Origin of the sequence: Nostoc sp. (assembly GCF_036917675.1) — a bacterium.
Lineage (GTDB): Bacteria > Cyanobacteriota > Cyanobacteriia > Cyanobacteriales > Nostocaceae > Nostoc.
Map to the genome: position 1 here is coordinate 29,530 of NZ_JBALCT010000024.1, position 19,513 is coordinate 49,042.

General features: G+C 39.6%; 24 protein-coding genes. 15 read left to right on the forward strand and 9 right to left on the reverse strand.

Annotated elements, in window-relative coordinates; all coding sequences use genetic code 11:
• Positions 1-339 precede the first annotated feature (339 nt).
• Positions 340-573: a DUF3134 domain-containing protein gene (locus tag V7K31_RS08955; protein ID WP_334826017.1), complete on the forward strand. Its 234-nt coding sequence runs from the start codon at positions 340-342 to the stop codon at positions 571-573.
• Between the two features lie 178 nt (positions 574-751).
• On the opposite strand, the gene mltA is transcribed toward V7K31_RS08955, so the two are convergent.
• Together mltA and V7K31_RS08965 are read right to left on the reverse strand one after the other, a co-directional pair.
• The gene (mltA, locus tag V7K31_RS08960) at positions 752-2,044 is read right to left on the reverse strand and encodes a murein transglycosylase A (RefSeq protein WP_335093878.1); all 1,293 of its coding nucleotides are present in this window, start codon (positions 2,042-2,044) and stop codon (positions 752-754) included.
• Positions 2,045-2,174: 130 nt separating this feature from the next.
• On the reverse strand, positions 2,175-3,530 hold the full coding sequence (locus V7K31_RS08965; protein ID WP_335093880.1) for a proton extrusion protein PcxA: 1,356 nt from the start codon (positions 3,528-3,530) through the stop codon (positions 2,175-2,177).
• A 78-nt stretch (positions 3,531-3,608) separates the two neighbouring features.
• Here V7K31_RS08965 and V7K31_RS08970 point away from each other — a divergent pair, with 78 nt between their 5' ends.
• The gene (locus V7K31_RS08970; protein WP_335093882.1) at positions 3,609-5,849 is read left to right on the forward strand and encodes a recombinase family protein; all 2,241 of its coding nucleotides are present in this window, start codon (positions 3,609-3,611) and stop codon (positions 5,847-5,849) included.
• A gap of 436 nt (positions 5,850-6,285) precedes the next feature.
• A complete protein-coding gene (locus V7K31_RS08975; RefSeq protein ID WP_335093883.1) occupies positions 6,286-6,594 on the forward strand; it encodes a hypothetical protein in 309 nt (102 codons plus the stop codon).
• Positions 6,595-6,778: 184 nt separating this feature from the next.
• Here V7K31_RS08975 and V7K31_RS08980 read toward each other — a convergent pair whose 3' ends face one another.
• The gene (locus V7K31_RS08980) at positions 6,779-6,988 is read right to left on the reverse strand and encodes a hypothetical protein (RefSeq protein WP_335093884.1); all 210 of its coding nucleotides are present in this window, start codon (positions 6,986-6,988) and stop codon (positions 6,779-6,781) included.
• Positions 6,989-7,455: 467 nt separating this feature from the next.
• Here V7K31_RS08980 and V7K31_RS08985 point away from each other — a divergent pair, with 467 nt between their 5' ends.
• Positions 7,456-7,767: a hypothetical protein gene (locus V7K31_RS08985; protein ID WP_335093886.1), complete on the forward strand. Its 312-nt coding sequence runs from the start codon at positions 7,456-7,458 to the stop codon at positions 7,765-7,767.
• 79 nt (positions 7,768-7,846) lie between these two features.
• On the opposite strand, the gene V7K31_RS08990 is transcribed toward V7K31_RS08985, so the two are convergent.
• Positions 7,847-8,977: a hypothetical protein gene (locus V7K31_RS08990; protein ID WP_335093887.1), complete on the reverse strand. Its 1,131-nt coding sequence runs from the start codon at positions 8,975-8,977 to the stop codon at positions 7,847-7,849.
• Between the two features lie 480 nt (positions 8,978-9,457).
• On the opposite strand from V7K31_RS08990, the gene trxA reads away from it, so the two are divergent.
• A complete protein-coding gene (trxA, locus tag V7K31_RS08995) occupies positions 9,458-9,796 on the forward strand; it encodes a thioredoxin (protein WP_335093888.1) in 339 nt (112 codons plus the stop codon).
• A gap of 84 nt (positions 9,797-9,880) precedes the next feature.
• Here trxA and V7K31_RS09000 read toward each other — a convergent pair whose 3' ends face one another.
• From V7K31_RS09000 to V7K31_RS09010, 3 genes are all read right to left on the reverse strand, one after another.
• Positions 9,881-10,519: a histidine phosphatase family protein gene (locus V7K31_RS09000; protein ID WP_335093889.1), complete on the reverse strand. Its 639-nt coding sequence runs from the start codon at positions 10,517-10,519 to the stop codon at positions 9,881-9,883.
• 523 nt (positions 10,520-11,042) lie between these two features.
• Positions 11,043-11,225, reverse strand: a complete 183-nt coding sequence (locus V7K31_RS09005; RefSeq protein ID WP_334826028.1) for a CsbD family protein — start codon at positions 11,223-11,225, stop codon at positions 11,043-11,045.
• 346 nt (positions 11,226-11,571) lie between these two features.
• Positions 11,572-12,036 carry a hypothetical protein gene (locus tag V7K31_RS09010; protein ID WP_335093890.1) on the reverse strand — a complete coding sequence of 155 codons (465 nt, stop codon included), beginning with the start codon at positions 12,034-12,036 and terminating at the stop codon, positions 11,572-11,574.
• Between the two features lie 252 nt (positions 12,037-12,288).
• On the opposite strand from V7K31_RS09010, the gene uvrB reads away from it, so the two are divergent.
• The 3 genes from uvrB to V7K31_RS09025 all read left to right on the forward strand — a co-directional run bounded on the left by uvrB (position 12,289) and on the right by V7K31_RS09025 (position 15,205).
• The gene (gene uvrB / locus V7K31_RS09015; RefSeq protein ID WP_335093891.1) at positions 12,289-14,286 is read left to right on the forward strand and encodes an excinuclease ABC subunit UvrB; all 1,998 of its coding nucleotides are present in this window, start codon (positions 12,289-12,291) and stop codon (positions 14,284-14,286) included.
• Between the two features lie 114 nt (positions 14,287-14,400).
• Positions 14,401-14,961 carry a Uma2 family endonuclease gene (locus V7K31_RS09020; RefSeq protein WP_335093892.1) on the forward strand — a complete coding sequence of 187 codons (561 nt, stop codon included), beginning with the start codon at positions 14,401-14,403 and terminating at the stop codon, positions 14,959-14,961.
• Positions 14,962-15,016: 55 nt separating this feature from the next.
• On the forward strand, positions 15,017-15,205 hold the full coding sequence (locus tag V7K31_RS09025; protein ID WP_335093893.1) for a hypothetical protein: 189 nt from the start codon (positions 15,017-15,019) through the stop codon (positions 15,203-15,205).
• A gap of 120 nt (positions 15,206-15,325) precedes the next feature.
• Here V7K31_RS09025 and V7K31_RS09030 read toward each other — a convergent pair whose 3' ends face one another.
• Together V7K31_RS09030 and V7K31_RS09035 are read right to left on the reverse strand one after the other, a co-directional pair.
• Entirely contained in the window at positions 15,326-15,718 is a 393-nt protein-coding gene (locus V7K31_RS09030; RefSeq protein WP_335093894.1) for a type II toxin-antitoxin system VapC family toxin, read from the reverse strand.
• Complete coding sequence (locus V7K31_RS09035) at positions 15,719-15,967, reverse strand: DUF2281 domain-containing protein (RefSeq protein ID WP_335093895.1); 249 nt, start codon at positions 15,965-15,967, stop codon at positions 15,719-15,721. It abuts the gene before it with no gap.
• A gap of 155 nt (positions 15,968-16,122) precedes the next feature.
• Between V7K31_RS09035 and V7K31_RS09040 the strand changes: the two genes are divergently transcribed.
• The 7 genes from V7K31_RS09040 to V7K31_RS09070 all read left to right on the forward strand — a co-directional run bounded on the left by V7K31_RS09040 (position 16,123) and on the right by V7K31_RS09070 (position 19,089).
• Positions 16,123-16,596, forward strand: a complete 474-nt coding sequence (locus V7K31_RS09040; protein WP_335093896.1) for a hypothetical protein — start codon at positions 16,123-16,125, stop codon at positions 16,594-16,596.
• Between the two features lie 282 nt (positions 16,597-16,878).
• Entirely contained in the window at positions 16,879-17,034 is a 156-nt protein-coding gene (locus V7K31_RS09045; protein ID WP_335093898.1) for a DUF2281 domain-containing protein, read from the forward strand.
• Positions 17,028-17,129 (forward strand): hypothetical protein, encoded by a 102-nt coding sequence (locus V7K31_RS09050; RefSeq protein ID WP_335093899.1) that lies wholly within the window; start codon positions 17,028-17,030, stop codon positions 17,127-17,129. The genes V7K31_RS09045 and V7K31_RS09050 overlap by 7 nt, the downstream gene beginning before the upstream one ends.
• A 57-nt stretch (positions 17,130-17,186) precedes the next feature.
• On the forward strand, positions 17,187-17,768 hold the full coding sequence (locus V7K31_RS09055; protein WP_335093900.1) for a Uma2 family endonuclease: 582 nt from the start codon (positions 17,187-17,189) through the stop codon (positions 17,766-17,768).
• A 139-nt stretch (positions 17,769-17,907) separates the two neighbouring features.
• Positions 17,908-18,114, forward strand: coding sequence for a type II toxin-antitoxin system HicB family antitoxin (locus tag V7K31_RS09060; protein ID WP_335093901.1), 207 nt, complete (start codon positions 17,908-17,910; stop codon positions 18,112-18,114).
• Positions 18,111-18,332 (forward strand): type II toxin-antitoxin system HicA family toxin, encoded by a 222-nt coding sequence (locus tag V7K31_RS09065; protein ID WP_335093902.1) that lies wholly within the window; start codon positions 18,111-18,113, stop codon positions 18,330-18,332. Before V7K31_RS09060 ends, V7K31_RS09065 begins: the two co-directional genes overlap by 4 nt.
• A 379-nt stretch (positions 18,333-18,711) precedes the next feature.
• Complete coding sequence (locus V7K31_RS09070; protein WP_335093903.1) at positions 18,712-19,089, forward strand: DUF1823 family protein; 378 nt, start codon at positions 18,712-18,714, stop codon at positions 19,087-19,089.
• The last annotated feature ends 424 nt before the right edge of the window (positions 19,090-19,513 follow it).

Sequence of the window (19,513 nt, forward strand, 5' to 3'; positions counted from 1 at the left end):
TTGAGGTAGGGGCTTGTAAGAAACAAATCTTAGGTGCTTGACTAGTACAGCATTTCCGAAATTTGTAGCTTTTTTAAACGCAAAGGGAAGGAAGCGCAGAAGGGCGCTGAGTTTTGCCAATTTTAATTTGCTATGAACTTATGAAATTCTGTACTAAGATATTTACTCTGAGGATTATCTTCATGCTGCGAGTAGCAGTTTTATCAAGGAATTTGATGAAACACTCAATAGTTCATATTTCATCTGTTGAGAAAAGGCTTGTTATACAAGGCTTTTAACCTTAATGTCCAATTTTGATGTTTTTGTACGCTAACCTGTAATTAAAAGTGAGTTTTTTTTATGCCTATAAGTCCTCTGCGTGAAGAACCTCGTAACCAGCGAGCGCCTGTAATTCGTACAAGTAATGAGTTTATTCTCTTAGAATGGCTAAAGTCAACTGGTCGTCTAATCGAGCGTGAACATCAAGAATCTGAGTATCTAAATGAAGTAGAAGAAATTTCAGAAATGATCGACCTTGACGATATCCCTTACGATCATGACGATGACGATGCTGAGATGGATACAGAAGCCTAGTAGCGTAATTCGTAATTACTTACCCCAAGCGTTTCATTGATTTGGAATGTGTACTTGATTCAGAATTCAGAATTCTGAATTCTGCATTCTTCTTCAAGTCCCTGGCTTACCTCACCCTCAATCCCTCTCCTTGTAAAGGAGAGGGAAGCTAGATACAGGATGAAGTTTTGCATTTTGTTTAATTCTGGGGCTTGAGTAATAGATAAAATAATTGTCCATTGCTGACTGTGACACCAGCGCGATCGCCTGCTAATTTCCCAGTACCTAAAAAATAATCTACCCTACCTGCACCTTTAATTGCACCTCCGGTATCTTGGTCAAGAACATAGCGACTAACGATGCGCTCCTCGATTTTTCCGGTAGGATTAACAAAGGGAATAGAAGTATGAATCAACGCTAAAGCACCAGGAGGCATGAGGGATTTATCTGTGGCAATAGAACGCTCTGCTGTTAATGGTACATTGATAGAACCTTGGGCTGGCTGACCGTGATTTTCTTGAAAAAAAACAAAGCTGCGATCGCGCGGAATATAAATATTTAACTCTTGGGGATGCTTTTGGAAATAGTCGAGAATAATTGGCATAGTCATACCTTGTAGCGGTAATTTGCCATCATTCGCTAATTCTCGACCAAGACTTTTGTAGTTATAAGCGTTATTACCAGCATAGCCGATTGCTGTTTGAGTCCCATCGGGAAGCTGAAGTCTCGCTGAACCTTCAATTTGAGCTAGATATGGTTCGAGGCGAAGGCGAAACCAAAACAACTCTAATCCTCGTAATTTACCCTTTGCACCTTGCAAACCATCAACTCCTTCTAATTCCAAGCGTGTAGGATGAGGCTTAGACCAGGAATTTAAATCAGGAGGTAATCCATAAACAGGATAACGATATTCTGCTGTAGGGACGCGACGGGCTGCGTAAAGTGGTTCATAATAGGCGGTGAATAAAACGGAACCTTTGTTATCTTGACCGACTGACTGGTAAAGTACAAATTCCCGCTCGATCGCTTGATGTAATTCTGTTGCAGAATTAGTTTTTAATAGAAGTTCGCGGAATCTTTTCAAGCTTTTGAACACGCGATCGCGCGTAATCCCAGCCATCTGATAGTTTTGATAAGCAGCCACAGCTTTAGCTGTTTGCAAATATTGAACACTGTGAGCGATCGCACTCAATAGTGCCTTTTTATCTGCTGTTTGTCCATAGAGTACTTCATCCAAACAAGAGGTATCACCTTGACAACAAGTAACTGGTAGTCTCTGGATTAATGGTGCTTTTTGCTTTTGTGTAAGTGCATCTTGATTTTTAGCAGTCAAGGAAACTGGTATATCCCACTTTTGCACACGACATTCTGGCGAGCTGAGTTCTTGATGCGCCAAAGATTGCATCCGCACCAGCAAAATCAACAAAATTACAGGTAAGCTGATAGCGATAATTTTGTTAAACGTTCTTAACCCAGCAAGTGCCTTTTTCATCAAAATTAAAAATTTTTGAGATTATCCCACTTCGCTCCAATTCAAAAATCAAACATCAAAAATAATTTACTGCCCCATGCCCCATGCCCCATGCCCAATGCCCCATGCCCCATGCCCAATTCCCAATACCTTATTCATTCATATTACGGTAAGTGGCAACTGCTGATGGTGATATCCGGTTCAAAAATCGGAATATCCAGTATTTGAAAATAGTATCTAAAATCACTGGAAATGTAGCAATAAATAAGAAGATAAAATCTCGATTTGCTGGTAATCCCCAATGGCGCGATACACCTTCTAGTAGTACTTCCCAGCCATGAGGAGAGTGGAATCCTACAAATATATCAGTAAACAAAATGATGATGAATGCCTTAGCACTATCACTAAGTCCATAGACAATATTATCAATGAAATCCTTTAGCACAGCAATAGAAGACTTGCTGACTAACAAAAGGCAGATAAAAGCACCCACCGAGAACATATCTGCAAAAATATTTTTGATCGCATTAGAGCTTTCGTGACGAAATTCTTTAGCAAGCTCTATAGCCTTATTACCCATTTCATTTTCAATCTGCTCAGACGACAGTGGAGGGGCTTTGATAATGAGATTTTCAAACTTGAGCTTTTCTTCAAACGTTTGTAATTCTAACAGGGCTTCCTCTTCCATTTCTGAATTGAGGAATATCTGCATTTGCTCAGAGCTTCTAACCCGCTCAATAATGGGACCGACTACGAAAGCTTTTGCTATCTGATGCGTTAAAAGTGGGACTATAATTAATAGTAAAATAAACCTGATAGATATTATTGTTCTTCTTTGAGTCTGACGAAAATTCTGAATTACCTCTTGTTCAGAATTAGGGTCTAATTCAACTTGCAGACGAGTGATAGTACTTAAAAGAGAGCGGGGTAAAACGCCCATTGTATCGCTTTTACGCTTTATTTCTGGTTTCCTCTCCAAGTTTTGAGTTGCTATTTTGGGTGGTAACGTTGGAGTATTGACGAGTAGCGACTTGTCCTCAGAGATCACAGAGTTAACTGGTAGATTTTGAGGTTGGACTACTAAAGCTTTAGAAGTTATTTGATCAGAAATTGTTGTGTATTTGGATATAATTTGGTCGACTAAGTTTAGCTTTTCCAAAACCAAAGAAGGACTTAAATACTCTATACCTACTTTCTGAGCAGCTTTTTGATTTTCTTCATTTAGAAACCAATGGCTTGCTCTAAACTCCGTCAGCCGCATCCTCACAGTTTTTAATAGCTTTTTTAGGTCTGACTCAAAATAATCCATCACGCTGTTACTGTACATGGCTAAGTCAATGTCTATTTTATTACCATTAAAATGTTTATTTTCTATTTCCTGAATCTTTAATGCTGCATTGTAAGCTTCATCTAAAGAACGTTCAGGAGTCTGTAAGTACCATCGATAAGCAGCAAGTAAGAAAGAATAGATTTTTTGACTAAAAACAGAGTTTTTCATTGCAGACAATCATCCAGCATTATTTGGTGATTCTTAACCTTAAGTTAACGCACGAGGTATACTAGCAAATCTACAAGGAGAAAGTTTGTGGTTTCTCATTCGGTTTGGATTGTTGGCACTAGCCGCAGTGGTAAGACGGCTCGCTTGGTAGAGCAATTTTGTAATTGGGTAAAATCTGAAAATCAATACACAGAATTATTTTATACTAAAAGACAGGGACGTAAAAAAGGCGATGGCTTCTCTACCAGAGGCTTCGCCAACGCCAACGCCAAGGGCGATCGCATACCCGAATTTTTATATCTTAAACAAACAGAGCCAGGAGTTTTAGTCTTAGCTGCCAACGATGATAATCGTCGAGAATTGGGAGATATAATTGTTACATCTACATTAGGAAAATATCCGGTTCGTGCCAAGACGCCGCTAGGTTTTTTTCAGGATGAAGTTATTTTATTTTGGCCGTTGCTAATTAACTCGTTGAATCTGAAGGCACAGTTTCCGGTACGATTGCGGCCAGAAACGGAACAAGAGTTAGCAACCAAACTCTGGCGTCCCCAATTAGACGAAGAAATTTTACGTATTGCGGGAGTGAATGAATCTCGCTTGGTGCGTCGCATCCTAGACTTATTGCAATTAGCAGCTTATAGTGGTATACCTTGCGAAGATATTGCCCAGATTTTGGCCAGGGGTCTGGGAGAAAATACTACAACTTTAGAGCCGGAATTTTTGGGATCTTTGCTCCTAGATTGGCGTAACTGGTGTTTAGAGAGGGGATTACTGACTTATGGGATTATTACTGAACTTTATAGTCAGCATTTGTTAAGCGATCGCAATTATCAACAGCACCTAGCTAAACGCTATCAGGCGGTGTTGGCGGATGATGTTGACGATTATCCTAGCGTAGCGCGTCTTTTGTTTGAGTTGCTATTAGATCAAGGCGCAGTCGGGGCGTTTAGCTACAATGTTGATGGTGCAGTGCGATTGGGATTGGGAGCAGATCCCAACTATCTAGAAGGGCTAGCAGAGCGTTGTCGGGTAGAAATCTTGAGCGGGCCGCCTCCTGAGTCCCTTGGTGAGCAACTCACAAAACAGATGGTGGAATTAGTCACAGAACCGATGGTACTGTTGAGCTTACCTGAGATTGTGCATTCAATTGAAACCACCTCCCGCGCTCAACTATTGCGACAAACAGCAGAAGTAATTGCTAATGCCATCCAATCACAGCAAGTGCAACCAGAACAAGTGGCGATTATTGCACCCGGTTTAGATGCGATCGCTCGTTATACTCTAGTAGAAATCCTCGTCAAGCAAAACATCCAAGTACAATCCCTTAATGACCAACGTCCCCTAATTAGTTCACCGATCATTCGCGCATTGCTGACCATGCTGGCACTAGTTTATCCCGGCTTGGGACGCTTAGTAGATCGGGATGCCGTGGCAGAAATGCTAGTTGTATTGAGCAGGAAACAACAAGCACCAGAAAACTCTACAGACGCGATTAATCGCGTCTCTACCAATGACGCGATTAATCGCGTCTCTACCAATATTGACCCGGTACGTGCTGGTTTAATTGCAGATTACTGCTTTTTACCCCATCCCTCACGCCCCAACTTGCTACCAGTCTCAGCCTTCGAGCGCTGGGATAGAATCGGCTATGCAGCGACCACAGCTTATAATGAGATATTACAGTGGTTAGAACAGCAGCGATCGCAACAAGAATTGCGTTTAATTCCTAGTCCCATTTCCCTTTTAGATAGAGCAATTCAGCGTTTTTTGTGGAATGGTAGCAATCTTCCCTACGAACAACTAGCAGCACTGCGGGAATTATTAGAAACCGCCCAACACTACTGGGAAATTGACACCAGATTACAACAAATTTCCCCAGTTGAGACAACGCCTTACACAACTATTATCGAATTCATTCAATTACTGCGACGTGGTACAATCACCGCCAACCCTTACCCTGTGCGTCCCATCGGTGGAGCGAGAAAGTCCGTCACCTTAGCAACTATATTTCAATATCGATCTAGTAGGCGATCGCACCGTTGGCATTTTTGGCTGGATGCTGGTTCACCGCTATGGGCGAAAGGTGGCGCGGCGACTTTATTTGGTGCGCCGTTTTTCCTGCGAGACAGGTTAGGGGAACCTTGGACAGCAGAAGATGAGAAATTAGCAGAAGAACAACGACTACGAAGGATTTTGGCAGATTTACTCTCTCGTGTATCCGAGAGAGTTTACTTGTGTCACAGCGATTTAGCCGTGAATGGGCAAGAACAACTAGGTCCACTCTTACCCTTAGTGAATGCCTGTGTAACGCATTCGGTTATGTAACTTTTCCTAATCAAATGAGGTACATCATAGCCCCCTCATCGCTTGCTCTTAGAGGGGGTTGGGGGTGGGGTTCTTGTATCTCACCCAACTGAGAAACGCTATAGCAATCCTATCTGAGTTGTGAAAATTACTGTTTTAACGAACCGCAGAGGCGCAGAGAGCGCAGAGAGAGGAATCTACAAAAATTTTCACAAATGATTTAGGACTGCTATATATAAAACTTATCCAAAGTTCTCTAAACTAAACTTTTCTATAAAAGATTAGTTGTAAGTAGGTAGGCGTAATTAAATATAAGATCATACCTCACGCTCAATCCCTCTCCAAAGTATCCCAGAGGGAAGCCGGAGGCAGGGTGAGGTTTTATATTGTCAGTCTCTTATAATCAGACCAACACAAGATGATTTGAAGCAGCATTCACGCAACAGATGTATCAACCATGTTAAACCTGATATTCACCGGATGTATAAAAATAAAACCCTTGGTGGTTTCAACAGCTTTTTTACTGGCTGTACAGATTTCTGCCAATGCTCAACAAGCCTTCCCTAATATGACTCCAACACAAGCTCAACATTTATCCCGTGACTTAGTTCCATATAATTCTCAAGACTTTTTTAGGCAAGGAAAAGATTCGATTGAGAGAGAAATTAAAATTCTTAGGCAAAGCCAACTGCGCTCAATAAAACCTGTTCTTAAGATTGATTCAGTACCGCAGATCAAAAGACCACATACCCAGCAAAAATTCTAATATCTTATTATCTAAGTAAGAATTATTATCCTTCTATGACACCTTAGATCGCTACTTCTTGTACTGTTAATTCTTCAGCTATAGCACCTAAACCACATCCCCAGCGATCGCAATCACTATGCTCTGCTCTCTATTAACAGACTTTTTGTGTTTTCAATAAACTTTGCAACACAATTTTACAATCTTAATTGTCTAGCAAACTCATTAACGCCTGAATTTCAACGTCTTGCGGCTCTGACAATTCACACTGTAACTTTAATAATTGATTCTGTAATCCTTCTGCTACATAGAGCATATTAGCTTCTTGGGCAATTTTTAGCTGATTTTCTTTAATTTTGATTTGTTTAAGCAAGTTGTTTTCAACATGAATTGAATTGTAATGTTGAGCAATCATAGCTTTACATTTCTTATTAATCTATCGAGTGCAATTAAATTTACCACCTATGTATTATTCCACACTTTTCTCATTTTTTAAATATCTGGTGATTTAATCTTCATTACTCGTAGTGTTTACGGGTATGGCATTTTTTTTCTTGCCTAAGTAGTTTAGTTTCTCTTTTTCAGGGTTTTTGAGGGATGAAATCGGACGCTCAATGCCATTTTGCTCTATTTTAACAAGGAGGAGACTTTAAGGATAAATTCTCAAATAACAAAACGACATAGGTTTTTCCACAGTTCCATTCTCAATAGTTTGAGAATATTGGCTTAATACACCATGTACATATTTTTATCAGCTTTTAAAAAAATGGAAATCATGATATAAGATTGGTTGACTTAGTGTGAATTTTTAGATAGCACACATTAACTTCTTTGTTATTTCACCGAGTCTTTTAGATATGTTAAATATTTTTTGTGAACAGTATGAACTCCAAGTTTAGAAAGAGAAACATTTTTACATTTGTGAAAGTTATATCTACGATGCTTATAACAAGCGCAATTGGATTAGAATCGTGGAATATTTATGCAGTAATAACTAGTAGTAATCTCCCAAGCAGCCTTAATCCAATTTTTTGGATTGAGCGTTTTGCCATGACAAGCCATTTTATCGAAAGTATTATAGCAGCTTTTTATGCAACTTCCAGAAAAAAGATGCCAATAAAATATGCTACTTATACTTTTTTTGTAGGCACAATTGGCTTGTTAGAACTGTTTTCTCAAGAGAATGACTATTAAGGCTTATTTGCAAGAGTACGCGCAGAATCTCGCAAAGAAGAATTCTTTTGTGAGTAATTTATTCCTTGAAAGTCCCCGATTACAATCCAAGTTCAGCAAACACCTCTGGAGAGAACATATCCCACAATACCTGGAAATATGGCATTAAAGTTTCTGCTTCTTGGGGAGTCAAGCTAATGTCTATTTCTTTTCTCAGCAAATTTAGCATTTGACGAACTACTTCCCACTGCACTTTTAATCTGGGATAGAGCATTACACATAAGGGAAATAACTCTTGTTGGATAGCTCCACAGCTTGTTTCTAAAGTACATACCCACAGGTATATTTGAAACATTTCTACATCCCGAATACTAGAAGTCTTAACTATTGGATTACTTAATGCACCAGACATTGAGTTGTAATTTGGATAAAGTTCAATTACTCTTTGGGAAATCCTCTTAGCAATTTGTGTACTAATTGGTAGCAACTTTTGCACTGCGGATAATGCTACAGAATCAGAATCATGGTTAGCTGCTGCTTCATAAGCACGTTGCAGTGGCATATACAAATGGTCGTCAATCACTTTAAAGTATGTACTAATAAGTGATTGTTCTATTGGCTCAAGTGATTGTATGAGCATTTGACTTGTGTAATGAAACTGCATACTTACAAAGCCAATAACTCTAGGATCATGACTTGTGTATTTCTTTCTCAGCTTTCCTATATCCGCACCAACAACTGTAGCCAGCTTGCTAGGAGCCACTTGTTCTGTATAAACATCTAATGCCTGTTCATAAAGTGGATTCTCTGAATCAAGCAGGTTCCTTACCAAAGAAAGAGGTTGTGATGTTGTTTGTTGAGTATATACATCCAAAGCTTTTTGGTAAATGTTAAAAGAATCTCCGGCGATTTCCCACGGATTAATTAGGTTTAAGTCGATGCCATGTTGTTTAATTTCTCTTGATAATAATTCCTCAGTTTTATTCCAGGCTCTAGCACTAACACTTCGCAAAGAATCCAATACTTTTTGAGCAGTTCTCTTTCGTCCCTCTGGTGATACTATCTCTGATAAATTAGGTATTTCTATTTTTTCTGTACTATCAGTATCAACCTTGAGATTCCCGATATATTTTTTAGCCCATTGTTGTGCTAAAGATTCAACAACCGTCTTATTTCCTTGACTAGAAACTGATTGTAAATGATTTCCTGGAAACTCTTTCACAATAGCCATCACTTAATATGTCCTCATAAAGATACTTATATTACAAATATTAACACTAATTTAATTTAATGGCGATACTTTTTATACAAAAATTAGGTTTAGAATTCTATGTATGACGGTTATAAAGTGTTTTAGTATTAACGTATATATCTGGCGTATTAAATAAATAAAGTTTTTGTAACTAAGTATTATTACTAATAAAACAGGAAATAAATATTAAGTAGATAGGTACGAAAACACCAAACTATGTAAAGATAAATAGATGCAGAAAATGAGAAAACTAAAAATAGTCTTATTAACAAAAGGTGATCAACGCGATCGCACCCTACGTATAAAAGTTGGAGGTTATTAAATCTACGCTACTAAGCAGAAGTCATCTGCGGTGGTTTCCCGATGTCGGTTACAGGTAAATCTGACAGGCAGAAGGGAGTATAGTTTGTATAGTTAGCTTTTTACTGAAATTTTAGTTTGAGACTAAGGAATTAAAAAATGTCCACTGATACTGACATAGTTGCTTACGTTCAAGAAAGTGAATTTGATAGTGTTTTAACTGGAAGTGAAGAGAAAGTCGTTGTTGTTGACTTTACTGCTACTTGGTGTGGTCCCTGTCGCCTCATCAGTCCGTTAATGGATCAACTCGCCCAGGAATACAAAGGTCGTGCCAAAGTCATTAAGGTAGACGTTGACAGCAACAAGCCGATTTTCAAAAAATTCGGTCTTCGCAGTATTCCGGCGGTTTTAATTTTCAAAGATGGTGTTTTAGCAGAAACCATCGTGGGAGTTTCTCCTTACGAGGAGTTTAGCGTCGCTGTTCAGAAGCTTCTTTAGCTAAAAAACCAGTTTCATTACGTCAAGTTGAGCAGTATTATAGGCGATATTGGTGGTATGAGGTACGCGTGGCACGGCAAAAAGTCACGTTCCTGGTAAATTTCGCAAACGCTCATCCAAATGACTACGGTCTGCCAAAACCTTTAAGAGCGGCCCATGTGAGCTAAATTCTACAATACCGATGGAAGCAACAGGGCATCCCAAGCGAAAACGGAAGCGTCCCACATCAATCCCCAACAAACTACACAGAATAATTCTGATAGTTGCCTTGTGGGAAACCACTAACACATTGCCACTGCTGTATAAACGCTTGATTTCTTCAATTACCTGCATAGCGCGAGAAGCAATTGTAATTGCTATTTCTCCATCAGTTGGGCCATTCCAAGCTGGATCGGCTAACCAGCGAATATAATCATCGTGATATTCACGGCTAATTACTTCTGGCGTTTTTCCTTCCCACTTGCCATAGTTGATTTCCTTTAAACCATCTCTGAATTGTGGTTCCATCTCTATTGCTTCACATAAGGGTTTTGCTGTCAATATAGTTCGCCGCATTGGACTAGAAAATATTGCTGTCCAAGGCGTAGAACTATATGCGTCTGCAAAAGCCTTTGCCATCTCCAATCCTTCTGGGGTAAGTTCTGAGTCTATGGAACCGCAAAAGGAATTATTGCGACTGCATTCTGTCTGTCCATGACGGAGGAAATAAATAGTTAGGTTCACGGTATATTCTCATGGATTTTAAATTTCAGAGCGCTAACAATCAGATATAGTTGAAGATAGTTAATGCCCGTGCTATAATACTACAATTTTATGATATTTGAAATAATTTTCAGATTGGGCAAAATTGCGTCACCGACAGCGTTAGAGAGTCTTGTCTGCCACACGCTGTTCGCGTTCGAGCATCACAGCCCGTCATAGATATCGCTACTCTTTGAGTAGCCATTGGCGCAGCGCTAGATATTAATTCAATTTTACAATTTTAAAGGCGATCGCCAGGGTTTAATTTGTGCGATCGCCTTTTGCAATTTTGGCTCCATTTTTTTTAATTTTGGAAACTGTAGAGACGTGATTAATTACGTCTCTACAAAAATTCTACAATCAAGCGATCTTCTATTCTCTAATCCTTGCTCAGATAATCTCAAAAGACTTGAGCTTGGCTCTCGAACAACTCATATTTTTTTGGCAAAAACGGGATAAACCCAATTTATCTCACTAGAGTTTCTGCAAAAAAAAGTATGAATTATTAGTCCAGATTTTTCTTCACATTATCTTTTACGTCTTCAATACCGTGACGTACTTCGCTTTCAGCTTGCTTTGCTTTACCTTCAGCTTTATCTTTTGGATCTCCAGTAATTTCTGCTGCGGCTTCTTGGGCTTTACCTTCAATATTTTTGGCAGTTGCCTTAGCGCGTTCTTCTAAGCTCATTTTGTACTCCTTTTTTATCGTAAGTTTATTTCAAAGCTGTAAACTAACTTTGAAATCTTTTCTTATTACCTTTACACAGTAGCTTAAGGTTTTTGCTAAAGCCTTCCACCACAAGGCATATTAAACAATTCAAAATTCAAAATTCAAAATTCAAAATTTAGAAAGGTAGTTATAGTAAGCATCCTGGCTGTTGGTTGAATACAAAATAAAACAACTAGAGTTTACTTACCTATGCTAAAAGACATAGAGAAAGTGCAAATATTGTAATCTTTTCTTTTAATTTTGTAGTAAAAAACCAGCTCCGTACAGAAACTGGGTTAATAAAGTTATGGGGAGATTTTTTTGCCTAATCTAGAAAACCCATCAGGCTTTCAGAATTGTCAACCTCATTTGATGCTATCGGACGGTTCCCAAATGTAGAATAGCTTTCAGAAATTACCAATGAACTTGAGGCAATTGGACGAATCCCAGAGAGATTGATACTTTCAACGACTTCAAATGTATTAGCGCCAATTGGGCGAATACCCATTGAGTTAAAAGTTTCAACTACTTCTAACGTACTGGTGCTAATGGGACGCACCCCAGCAATTGAAAGTGTTTCAGCAACTTCTAAGTCGCTAGCGCCTATGGGACGAACTCCAGAAATGGCGAGTGTACCAGAAGCTCCCACTGGCAGTTCCGTAACTTCCTCGACTTTATCTGCATTCAAGCTCTGGTCTAGTTGATTTTCAACTTCCTCTGTAGTTTCTCTTGGAGACTTTGCATTGTTTTGCCGAGAACTGGTTGCTTTGCCAGCGCTGCTAATAGTCATAAACGAACACCTCTGTTTGTTAATTGAATTTTACAATAATTAAGGAAAGATGAAATTTTTTCCCATATACCTTAGAGTTTAACCTTAAAAAACCTCATATAGATATAAGTATCTTTCAAAGTGATACATAAGTAAAATTAAATTAATAACTTTTATAAAAAATTATTACTATTTATTTCGTCTAATCACCCAGCTACAATAAGTATAGGGTGAAATTGTCACCATGAGATCGGGTATTTCCAGCAAAACTGTATGACAGAATTTTGTCTTCAAGCTCCCTTTAGTCCCACAGGCGATCAACCACAAGCGATCGCCCAACTGACTGCTAGTATTCAATCAGGCAATCGTTACCAAACTTTACTAGGAGCCACTGGAACTGGCAAGACATTTTCGGTAGCAGCAGTTATTGAGAAAATTGGCAAGCCTACTTTAGTTCTGGCGCATAACAAAACCCTTGCTGCACAACTTTGTAACGAGTTGCGGGATTTCTTTCCCAACAACGCAGTTGAGTATTTTGTCAGCTACTACGATTACTATCAGCCAGAAGCGTATATTCCCGTTACCGACACTTATATTGAAAAAACGGCAGCGATTAATGATGAAATTGATATGTTGCGGCATTCAGCGACGCGATCGCTTTTTGAACGCCGTGATGTCATTGTCGTTGCATCCATCAGCTGCATCTACGGTTTAGGAATGCCAGCAGAATATCTGAAAGCTGCCATCCCCCTTCAGATAGGTATGGAAGTAAATCAACGCCAAATTTTACGGGATTTGGCAAATGTTCAATATAGCCGCAACGACATAGAAATGGGTCGGGGAAAATTTCGCGTCCGGGGTGATGTCTTAGAAATTGGCCCAGCTTATGAAGACCGGATTATTCGTGTCGAGTTTTTTGGTGATGAAATTGACGCGATTCGCTACATTGATCCGGTGACAGGTGAAATTCTCAAAAGTTTGGAAGCGGTGAATATCTACCCCGCACGTCACTTTGTCACCCCAGAAGAACGATTAGAAGTAGCTTGTCATGACATTGCAGCCGAGTTAAAACAGCAAAAACTAGACTTAGAACAAGCTGGGAAACTATTAGAAGCGCAACGCATAGATCAACGTACACGCTATGACCTAGAAATGCTGCGCGAGGTAGGTTACTGCAACGGCGTTGAAAACTATTCCCGTCACTTAGCAGGAAGACAAGCTGGAGAATCACCAGAATGTTTAATTGATTATTTTCCCAAAGATTGGCTACTAGTTATCGATGAATCTCACGTTACAGTGCCACAAATTCGTGGGATGTATAACGGCGATCAAGCTAGAAAAAAAGTTTTAATTGAACATGGATTTCGTCTTCCTAGCGCTGCTGATAACCGTCCTTTGAAAGCAGAGGAATTCTGGCAAAAGATGAATCAGTGTATTTTTGTTTCCGCAACTCCCGGAAATTGGGAAATAGAAGTTTCTGAAGACCATGTAATTGAGCAAGTGATTCGACCAACTGGGGTGGTTGATCCAGAAATTTCTGTACGTCCCACAGAAGGACAAATTGATGATTTGTTGGGAGAAATTAAAGATAGAGCCGATCGCCAAGAACGAGTGTTAATTACCACATTAACTAAGCGGATGGCAGAAGATTTAACCGAATATTTGCAAGACCACAGTATACGGGTACGGTATTTACATTCCGAGATTAATTCTATTGAGCGCATTGAGATTTTGCAGAATTTGCGCGAAGGGAAATTTGATGTTTTGGTTGGTGTGAATTTGCTGCGGGAAGGTTTGGATTTACCGGAAGTTTCCCTAGTAGCAATAATGGATGCAGATAAAGAAGGTTTCTTAAGAACCGAGCGTTCCTTAATTCAAACTATTGGTAGAGCGGCGCGTCACGTCCAAGGACAAGCAATTTTGTATGCCGACAACCTGACAGGTAGCATGATTAGAGCCATTGATGAAACAGACAGGCGGCGTGGTATTCAAACGGCACATAATCTACTGCATGGCATTACACCGCAACCAATTGTGAAAAAATCAAGTAATGCGATTTTGGCTTTTTTAGATGTATCTCGGCGGTTAAATGCAACTGACTTGAAAGTTGTAGATGAACATATAGATGAACTGCCGTTAGAACAGATTCCCCAATTGATTACTCTGTTAGAAGCGCAGATGAAAGAAGCAGCGAAGAAACTGGAATTTGAAGAGGCGGCAAAATTGCGCGATCGCATTAAACATCTGCGAGATAAAATGCTAGGACGTTAACGTGAACCTTATCGCAGTTCTCAGTTGAGCTAGGTACAAGAACCCCACCCCCAACCCCCTCCCCGCAAGCGAGGAGGGGGCTATGATTTAACTCATGTGATTAGGAAACGCTATATGCTTACCAATATTCGCCTAATTAGTGTTCAAGAATATCACCAAATGGCGGAAACGGGAATTTTTCATCCTGAAGAACACTTAGAATTAATCGCGGGGCAAATCATCAGAATGTCAGCAAAAGGAACTGCTCACGAATCAGCAATTACCCGCACAGAAAGGTTATTACGTCAACGTTTGGGTGACAAAGTTTTATTAAGAATCCAGTCACCAGTGCAACTTGACGATTACTCGGAACCAGAACCAGATATTTCGGTAGTGAAGGTGAATCCATTAGATTATGAAGATCACCATCCCAATGCTTCCGAAGTGTTTTTACTGATTGAAATAGCTGATTCCAGTCTTAAATATGATCGTGAAGTAAAAGCGAACGCTTATGCTAAGTCAGGTATTATTGAGTACTGGATTTTAGATGTCATTGGACGCAAGTTATATATGTATCGTCTCCCCAGTCCAGACGGGTATCATAGTGAGAGCATACTTGCAGAGGATGTGACAATTTCACCTTTAGCCTTCCCTGATTGTGCGATCGCTATTCGGGAATTATTGCGAAAAATCTAGAAGGCGATCGCCAATATTAAATCAATGCTAGGTTGTAGTCGATGTGAGAAAGCCTGTGTCACGCACGATCATTTGGTTGAATGGAGCCTTTGGGGTTGGTAAATTGGCATCCAATCTTACGTCCTCTGAAACGGATGATTGTGCAGGTACGCCATATTCGCTTCTAGTCAGTCGATTGTGGCGATCGCAGTATGAACAAGTCAATGCAAGAACGCTACTCATTGTTGTCACTCAAAGACGATGAACAAGCTGCTGAATAAATAGCTATTTTTACATAGTGTGCGATCGCCAGAAAGTATCTGCGAGATAAAATTGGTCAGGGCAGCAATTCGGTGGATGTGGAAATAGTGATCGCTCTGAAGAGTCAATACCAGTCAGCAATCGCAAGTCCCGCAACTCTAGAAAATTCGTTGACATTGTGAGTAACAAGAGTTGCTTGAAGTGCGATCGCTATTCCTGCAATCAAAATATCCATCGGGCCAATTGGAGTTCCTTGCTTGTCTAACTGGGTGCGAATTTTAGCAGCAGAAAGAGCAGCATTGTAATCGAACGAAACCAAGTTTACTCGGCTTAAAAGTCGCTGAAGCTGCTCGGTACGTTTTGCTGGGGAGGTTGATTTTTCAATACCGACTTGCAATTCAAATACAACGATTGTCGGAATACTAATTTCCTCAGCAGGGATACTGGCAAGGTTGTGAGCAACTTGTCCTTGACCCTTGAAGTAGTAAATCAGGGTATTGGTATCCAAAACGTACATCTACAGACTTTCCCGTAGGATGTCTTGCCCCATTTCAGCCCGAATATCTTCCAGGCTCGGAAAGTCTTCTTTCCAAGTTCCGGCAAGGGAATAAACAAGTTCTGCCCAAGAAACTGAGTCTACTGTGTCGATGGGTTGGTTAGCATTTAGGTGCTTAGTACGAATAAATTCAGCAAAAGTTAAAACCTCACTGGCTTGCTCTTGGGGAAGGGATTTAACGAGTGCGTAAATCTGTTCAGCGATGTTCATAATAGGATTCCAGATAAAGGTTATAAGAATCTTAGCAATATCATTATATGTAAATAAAGCTTCGGTAAGATTCAGTCATCTTTAAGTCAGTGGTGATTGATAAAATATGATCGGTAGTGTACTAAACTACAAAAGTCGGCCTATCAACACGATATTTGGAAGAAAACTCTGAAGGTAAAATATTGAAGGCAAAGATCCGAAAGCAGGTTGCCGATAAATTGAATGCTGTTCTAGAGACAGGGCTTTACGATAGGGTGACTATTCTAGCCCATAGTTTCGGTGTTGTTATCGCAACTGATTTACTTGCTGATTATCAAGGGGATCATAGAGTTAGATATATATCGATGGGAGGTTGTCTAAAATTTATATCATGTAAATCTAGACATATCGAGAATGAAATTAGCAAATGTCTTGATAACAAAAAAATAGAAGCTTGGATTGATTTTTATTCAGATCAAGATTGGCTGTGTACAAAAACACCTATTCCCAAAAAGTCTAGTCATGAGAGAATACAGCAGACAAAAACTCAAACGTCCTTCTCTCTTTTGAAGCAGCTTACTGGTGAATCTCATGATAACTATTTTACGAATGAAGAAGTTCTGAAAGCAGTTCTGAATTTGCAAAATTAAATATGTGCTTCAGTGTTTCATAGACCATTGAGATACGATCGGAAAGTTTTACTTTCGAGGCGATCGCCTAATTTGCTACACATCTGATTGCATATACTACTTGTAACCAGCATAATCGCCTACAATAGCGATTTTTACACAGTGTGCGACGCCGAATAGCCCGTCGTAGACATCGCCCATTTGTACCGACAAGTGCAGTTTGAAACCGAAGACACCGAAAAATAAAATCCCTTGCAGAAATTACCCTAAAATTACAAGTAGGAGAACCTCTCAGGAGAAATCATGGCTATTGATGCAGAAATTTTACAAACACTAGATCAAATGCCAGAGTCACTTAAACAAGAACTCTTGCATTATGCTAAATATTTAGTTGAGAATTATTCAAAGGCTATTTCTCAGGAAAGCTACATCATGGCGATCCATTTGACCGAATGTTGATTGCACAGGCTATCAATCACTCCTTAATTATTATTAGCAGGGATAAAAAATTCGATGCTTATTCTGTTCAGAGGATGTGGAAATATTCATACTAAAAGAGAATACCCTTTTTTTGCTATCCTAGAACAGGAAATCATTAAGAGATCGCGCTGATGGTTGCTTTACCCGACAACATTTTGATGAGTGCAGAAGAATATCTGGTTTGGGAACCTACGCAAGAGGAACGCTACGAGTATTGGGATGGCGAAGTTGTGATGATGAGTGGTGCTACACGCAACCATAATCGGATTTCTGCAAATTTCTTTAAGCTCTTAGATGATGCCCTAGCCGATCGCTCCTGTGAAGTATACATTGTAGATGTGAAGGTTCAGGTAGAACCGGGGCAAAAGTATTTTTATCCAGATGTGGTGGTGACTTGCGACGATCGCGATATCGATCCACAATTGATACAATATCCCTGTTTAATTATCGAAGTGCTATCACCTTCAACGGAAGCAGCCGATAGGGGGAAAAAGTTTGCCAAATATCGCCAATCTCCAACCTTGCAAGAATATGTCTTAGTACAAGTAGCTCAACCGGGTGTGGAAGTATTTCGGCGCAACGAACAGGGAAAATGGGTGCTGTCGGAGTATAATTTGGACGAGAGATTAAGACTGGAATCGGTGGATGTAGAAATAGCGATCGCTCATTTGTACCGCCAAGTGCAGTTTGAAGCTGAAGCCACCGAAAATTGAATAGATGCTCGATGAGGATTCATAGACGCGCCGAGTAATATACAGTTTGAGGTTGAAATGCACAGTGGAAGGCAGATTTAGGAGGCTTACTTGCTAAGATCAAGAACAGTTATACACATTTTTTGTTATCAAGTGGAATATGAGACAGGTAATCGTGTATCGAGATGAAGATGGCTACTGGATTGTAGAGTGCCCCAGCCTAAAAGGTTGTCTTAGCCAGGGTAAGACTAAACAGGAAGCCCTTTCTAATATCAAAGAGGCGATCTCAGGTTACGTCGCCGCGTTGGAGGAGGATGGCTTGCCGGTTCCAGAAGATAACTTTGAAACGTTTCTGGTACTCGTGTGAGCAAACTACCGAGTATTTCAGGAAGAGATTGCGTCAAAGCCCTAGAAAAGGTGGGTTTTTACGAAAAGCGTAGGGAAAGTAGCCATATTATTCTACGACGAGATGAACCGTTTGCTCAAGTTGTTGTCCCAGATCATCAGGAATTAGCCAAGGGTACGTTGCGGGCAATAATTCGGGATGCTGATTTAAGCTTAGAGGAATTTATTACATTGCTATAGGGTTGGAATTGCTTCGGCGATCGCCAGAAAGCACCTGCAAGATAAAATGCTAGAGCATTAGTGCTTGGTCAAGGTAGCAATTCGGTGGATGTAGAAATAGCGATGTCTACGACGGGCTATTCGGCGTCGCTCATTTATACCGACAAGTGTAGTTTGAAACCACAGCAACCAAAAATTGAATAGATGCTCGATGAAAATGGGTAGACGCGCAGCTGCTTGTCGTTAGACATCGCCCACTCATGATAGATAGGATCGCTATTATCCCACTCTTTATCGCGTCGTTTCTCCCCATTCTCGATATCAGTCGTAGTTTAAATACCTGAAAACTGCTCTAATTTAATCAGTAGTCAGTTTTTCCACTTGGAATTTTGAATTGTTTATGTCTAACCTGCCACCACTCAATATAGAAACAATTTGGGCAATTCTTGACGAGAAACTTGATGATGCCACAGTTAACGAATTGCTATGGCATTATTTAGGCTATAGCTTTGATTCCTCAATTGGACAATGGGACACTAGCCAAGTTGCACCAGAATGGCAGAATGAGTACCCACAACCACCAGATTTCATTGAATCTCGCCCCGCAACAGTCAAGTTGACTCGTTCCATTCCTGCTGAAAATAAACAAATGCTAAAAGAAAAACTGGGTTTCAAAGGTTACAAAATTGGTGAATTTGGACCTCGGCAAACTCGCAGGGCGACGGCGGCGAATTGGTTGTTAAGTTATCTGCAACAAACTAACGACAAAATTGAGTAATCTTATCAGCACATATAGCAATCCTATTTGAGATCCGAACAGGGTTTATACTAATGCAGTTTCGGAAAATAAAATTTTTGTTGATTGCTAAAGAACTTCATGTTGGTATAAATTTACTACTATTTTGTATTTCATTTAGGATTACTATATTTGGCAAATAATATCCGATTTTTACCGAATATCTGCTGTATTAGAATTTAATAAAAAACTATTTATTTACTGAATTTTTGTAGTTGGATGTAATAGTATTTTAAAATTAGTAGTTTTATAGGCAAAATCTGCAACACAGTAAATATGTATTTTAGTCAATCAACAAATGTTATAAACAGCCAAAAATCAAAAACATACAGTTAAATTTTATAAAAAATTCATAAATTATTCCTGAAGATAGAAGCACTCCTTATCTAATTCTTTCTCTAGAGCG